This window comes from Flavobacterium sp. (assembly GCF_043720215.1).
Taxonomy (GTDB): Bacteria; Bacteroidota; Bacteroidia; order Flavobacteriales; family Flavobacteriaceae; genus Flavobacterium.
In genome coordinates this window covers 1-5,009 of record NZ_JAYSSZ010000078.1, presented here as the reverse complement: position 1 = coordinate 5,009, position 5,009 = coordinate 1, and the positions used below count along the sequence as shown (strand labels likewise).

Genomic DNA, 5,009 nt, shown 5'->3' with positions numbered 1-5,009 from the left:
TTTTACGCATTCAAGCTTAAATGCATAATCATATTTGACTTTTCTTTCCATAAAAATACCCCCAAATAGTGTCTAACTTTTTGGGGGCAGTCTAAATGAAAGGTTTTATATTTAAATCTGAAACAAATTGTTTTTAGATAATTAGCATCGCATCTCCATAAGAATAGAATTTATACTTTTCTTTGATGGCTTCTGCATAGGCTTCTTTCATTAAATCATGACCGCAAAATGCTGAAATCATCATCATTAGTGTCGATTTAGGTGTGTGAAAATTTGTTATCATACAAGTAGCTAAACTAAAATCATGTGGTGGAAAAATAAATTTATTTGTCCAGCCTTCGAATGGATTTAGTGTTCTTGCTGAAGAAACCGAGCTTTCTATTGCACGCATAGAAGTTGTTCCTACGGCGCAAATTCTGCTTTTTCTTTCTTTGGCAGCGTTTACAATATCGCAAGCTTCTTGTGAGATTTTTAACTCCTCAGAATCCATTTTATGTTTCGATAAATCTTCTACTTCTACTGGATTGAATGTTCCTAAACCTACGTGAAGTGTTACTTCGGCAAACTGAACTCCTTTTATTTCTAATCGTTTCAATAAGTGTTTAGAGAAGTGTAACCCAGCGGTTGGTGCTGCTACTGCTCCTTCTTCTTTTGCATAAATGGTTTGGTAACGTTCTGCATCTTCAGGTGTTACTTCACGGTTTATGTATTTTGGGATTGGTGTTTCTCCTAGTTCTGTTAGTTTTGCTCTAAATTCTTCGTACGAACCGTCGTAAAGAAAACGTAAGGTTCTACCGCGTGAGGTTGTATTGTCTATTACTTCGGCTACTAATGAATCATCATCGCCAAAATATAATTTATTTCCAATACGAATTTTACGAGCTGGATCTACTAAAACATCCCAAAGGCGTTGCTCCGCATTTAGTTCTCTTAATAAGAAAACTTCGATTCTTGCGCCTGTTTTTTCTTTGTTCCCGTATAAACGTGCTGGAAAAACTTTAGTATTGTTTAAAACTAAAACATCTCCTTCGTCGAAATAGTCTAAAACATCTTTGAACATTTTGTGTTCTATTGTTCCTTTTTTTCTATCGACAACCATTAAACGTGATTCGTCACGATTTTCAGCTGGATATTCGGCTAATAATTCGGCTGGCAAATTGAATTGGAAATGAGATAATTTCATAGTAAAATTTTAGAGTTCTGAATTTAGATTTTAGATTTTTTGAATTCTAAAATTAATTCGTGTGCAAATATACGATTGTGAGATAGGCGTTGTCAAGTAAATTAGGTTTTATTTTCAAAAACACTTGATTTACCTGACAACGCCTATACTTCTATTCTATAAATTTATTCCTTTACAATACGCTTCGTTTCTATCGCATTGTTTTCATCTTGCATACGAACCATGTAAATACCGCTTGCCAAATCTGAAACGTTTACTTGTTTGGATAAAGCTGTTTTTACTTTTTGTCCTTGCAAGTTGTAAATTTCTACCGATTTGATTTCGGTTTCGGTTTCAATGTTTAGAATATCACGAACTGGGTTTGGATATACTTTTACTGTTAAATTGTTATGTGAGAAATCAGATGATGCTAAAGTATTGTTATTATACAAACTAGTAATATCGGTTTGAGTCAATGCAGTATTGTAAATTTTTAAATCATCAAATTGCATGGTCACTCCATTGTTACCAATTCTAAAATTGGTTCCTGTTCCAGTGTTTAATAAAGAAGTTGAAATTGTTCCTACTAAAGTACCATTCATATATAATTTAGTACTTGCTCCATTAAAAGTTATTACTAAATGTCTCCACGTATTTAAAGCATAAGTTCCGCTAAAAGGATGGTCATAAGAATACCCCCATAAAACTATATTCCCAGTTGTTCCAAAATAGGCACCAAATGTTTTGTATTGAACAGCCGTCCCATAAGAGAACAAACTTTTAGAACCTGCGTGGCTGACAGTTTTATACCAAAAAGAAATTGTTCTAGGTGCCGCTCCCGTCGGAGCAAGTGCGTTACAAAAAGTTCCGTTATTTGCATCGCCTACAACTTGTATAGCATTATTTGCTACGGCATTTCTATCTGGAACAAATGATGTAGTTCCTGGTAAATTTGCAAATGGGGTGTTCCCATTGATATTATTATAGGTATTATCAAAATTGTATTCGGCTATAGTTACAGGTGCTGGAGCTGGCGGTAACTGAACTGCACTAAATTCATCAAAATAGACAATATTATTATAACTATTAATCTGCATTCTAAAACGAACAGTCGAATTGTTAGGAATAGTTCCTTGTTCGATAATTCCTCCAATAGTTTGACAAGTGTTTGTAATTGAATTGACAGATGTTATTAAAACCCATGTTCCACTGTTATTTAATTCATAATATAAATAGGCAATATCTGAAGTTGCATTCATACCTTTGTATTTATAAGATACTTCAATGGCATTTCCATCACTTACATAACTTGAAGTGTAAACGGCTGCAAATGGAGTGCTAACATTATTCATAGTAAATGATCTAAGCCCATATGCGCCACTACAGTAACCAAGATTTGTAGGAGCTGGATCTGTGTAACCTTGAACCGACCAACCAGAGGGAAATCCAGATTCAAAGCCCTCGTTTACATTAACTTGTGCATTCCCAAACGAGAAAGCCAATAATAAAAGTAATAGTAATTTAGTTTTCATAATAAAGTTTTTTTTAAGATTATGAAGCAAAACTATGAGAATCCGTAAAGCAAAATCGAGCCAGTTTGAGAACTGCCGTTTTGAGTTTGAGAACGCGTTTTTTTATTGTTTTCGATTGTGGTACTTTTACCATGATTTAATTTTGGGATTTTGAAAAAACAAATAACAGCATTCTTTTTTCTGATTGGGACATTTTTCGTGTCACATTCGCAAGAAATTTTTCATCAAAAAATAACTATTACCGAGGGTTTACCCTCTAATAGTGTGTATGATATTATGCAAGACGATAAAGGGTTTATTTGGTTTGCCACCGATGAAGGTGTCTCTCGATTTGATGGAAGAAACTTCAAAGAATTCAAAGCGCTGCACCAAAATGGCAAAAGTGGTTCATTCTTAAAAAAAGATAATTTCGGGCGTATTTGGTACGAAAATTTTGATGGTTACCTGAACTACATTCAAAACGATTCGGTTTATAAAATAACCCAAGGAAATCCGATGGGTTTTGTAAACTATTCTATCTACAAAAACCAACTTATTTATGCCACACAAAAGGGCTACGAAGTTCTTGATTTAAAAACGCTAAAAATAATTAAGAAACAAAATCTATCTAATTTTAGAACCTGCTTTATAGAAACTGTAGGTGGGAAAACTAGTTTTTGCGACACCTATTTAAAAACAATTACTCTAAACAACACTTCCCTTTCTATTAGTTCAAAATATTTAAACATCCCTTTAGCAGCCCCAATATTTACCACTTCCAACACAATATATTGTACAGACAAAAGCAATACAAATAAAAAAATGTATAAAATTGAGAATGGAAATGCAATGCCACTATTTGAGTTTAACACCTCTCAAACCATTCAAAATTTATATTTTTTACAAAATAAATTTTGGATTTGCACCAATAAAGGTCTTTTTGTTTTGGATAAAGACGGAAAGAAATTGAACGAAATCCCCTATTTTGCCAATTTTAGCATTACTTCTTTTTATATTGACAATGAAAACAAATACTGGATTGGCACACTGAACGATGGAGTGCTTCGGTTTTCTGATTTTAACGAAATTCAAAATGACCTAAAAGAAATAAAACCACTACTACTTTCGACAGAAAATTCCAAATTACATATTGGGTCAGAAAACGGGAATATATATTCGATATCAAATAATTTTGGGAATCTAAAAGTACTACCACTAAAATGCAAAAATCAAATTATATATATCAATAATTCTCATCCAAAATTTAATTTTATTGCAGCTGATGGCATGTACAAAACCAATAAAAATTTTGAAGTTTTAGACCACGAAACATACGCGCTAAAATCGATAGATTTTGTCACTGAAAATGAAGCTATTGTCGCTGTATCTGGATTTATAGGATTTGTGAATATTGGAAATATCATCACAAAAAGCGAAGTAGGCAATTTTCAATATATAGACAAACGCTTTAACTTAAGAGACAATATTCGGGGCAAATCGGCAGTTTGGAATCCTATAGATAACGAAGCCTTATTTCTTACCAATATAGGATTGTTTAGTTATAAAAATAACCGATTGCTGGAACTGAAACTTGCCAACAAAAAATGGGATTTAGAAGTATCCGAAAAGCAAATAACCTTATTTATATACTAACCGATGACGACAAATTATATCAATATAGTCATGGAAATTTTGCAATCATAAAAACAGGATTGAAAAGCATAACCTTTTTTAAAAGCATCAAAAACAATATTTATCTAGGGACGAAAAATGCCGTTTATGTATTAAAAAACAATATAGTACAAAAAATACAGGCTATAAAAATTACTGATAAAATACAAGATTTACAAATAGACGAACACTATTTTTATATTTTAAACAATCAAAACATTATTCGCTTTAACAAAAATAACACGAAGCCAATTGCAAATAAAAGTCATTTATATTTAGAGAAATTTTGGGTAAACAATGAAGATTTTACAACAAAAAACAAATTAAATCTTTGCTACTATCAAAACGATTTGAGGTTACAATTTGCTATGATTGATTACTCCAAAACAAATAGTATTTTTTACAGAATTAACAATGATTCTTGGAAAGAAATTTTGAATAATGGAAACATACTTCAACTTTCTTCGTTATCTCCAAATCTATACCAAATTGAATTTAGCACTCAAAAAGATGGTACTATTTTCCAAAAAATAAATTTTGAAATTCAGAAACCTTTTTGGGAAAAATAGACTGAACCCAAAAGTTTGGACAAATTTATAATTAATTTTGATAATAATGAGTTCGATATTGTATCGGACTCATTTTGTTTAAATTTGACTTACTTC

The 5,009-nt window shown here is 31.9% G+C and carries 4 protein-coding genes; 2 read left to right on the top strand and 2 right to left on the bottom strand.

Translation table 11 applies throughout. The features are described from left to right. Window positions 1-133: 133 nt before the first annotated feature. Together queA and ACHZC3_RS03790 are read right to left on the bottom strand one after the other, a co-directional pair. On the bottom strand, window positions 134-1,183 hold the full coding sequence (gene queA / locus ACHZC3_RS03795) for a tRNA preQ1(34) S-adenosylmethionine ribosyltransferase-isomerase QueA (RefSeq protein ID WP_394758553.1): 1,050 nt from the start codon (window positions 1,181-1,183) through the stop codon (window positions 134-136). A 164-nt stretch (window positions 1,184-1,347) separates the two neighbouring features. Continuing rightward, the gene (locus tag ACHZC3_RS03790) at window positions 1,348-2,694 is read right to left on the bottom strand and encodes a T9SS type A sorting domain-containing protein (RefSeq protein WP_394758552.1); all 1,347 of its coding nucleotides are present in this window, start codon (window positions 2,692-2,694) and stop codon (window positions 1,348-1,350) included. 150 nt (window positions 2,695-2,844) lie between these two features. Here ACHZC3_RS03790 and ACHZC3_RS03785 point away from each other — a divergent pair, with 150 nt between their 5' ends. Together ACHZC3_RS03785 and ACHZC3_RS03780 are read left to right on the top strand one after the other, a co-directional pair. Then, on the top strand, window positions 2,845-4,326 hold the full coding sequence (locus tag ACHZC3_RS03785) for a two-component regulator propeller domain-containing protein (RefSeq protein WP_394758551.1): 1,482 nt from the start codon (window positions 2,845-2,847) through the stop codon (window positions 4,324-4,326). Continuing rightward, window positions 4,278-4,913, top strand: coding sequence for a hypothetical protein (locus tag ACHZC3_RS03780; RefSeq protein WP_394758550.1), 636 nt, complete (start codon window positions 4,278-4,280; stop codon window positions 4,911-4,913). The genes ACHZC3_RS03785 and ACHZC3_RS03780 overlap by 49 nt, the downstream gene beginning before the upstream one ends. The last annotated feature ends 96 nt before the right edge of the window (window positions 4,914-5,009 follow it).

Excerpts from the sequence above, each read along its gene's own strand:
- ACHZC3_RS03780 (WP_394758550.1), top strand. The coding sequence starts at position 4,278 with ATGGGATTTAGAAGTATCCGAAAAGCAAATAACCTTATTTATATACTA.
- queA (WP_394758553.1), bottom strand. The coding sequence starts at position 1,183 with ATGAAATTATCTCATTTCCAATTCAATTTGCCAGCCGAATTATTAGCC.
- ACHZC3_RS03790 (WP_394758552.1), bottom strand. The coding sequence starts at position 2,694 with ATGAAAACTAAATTACTATTACTTTTATTATTGGCTTTCTCGTTTGGG.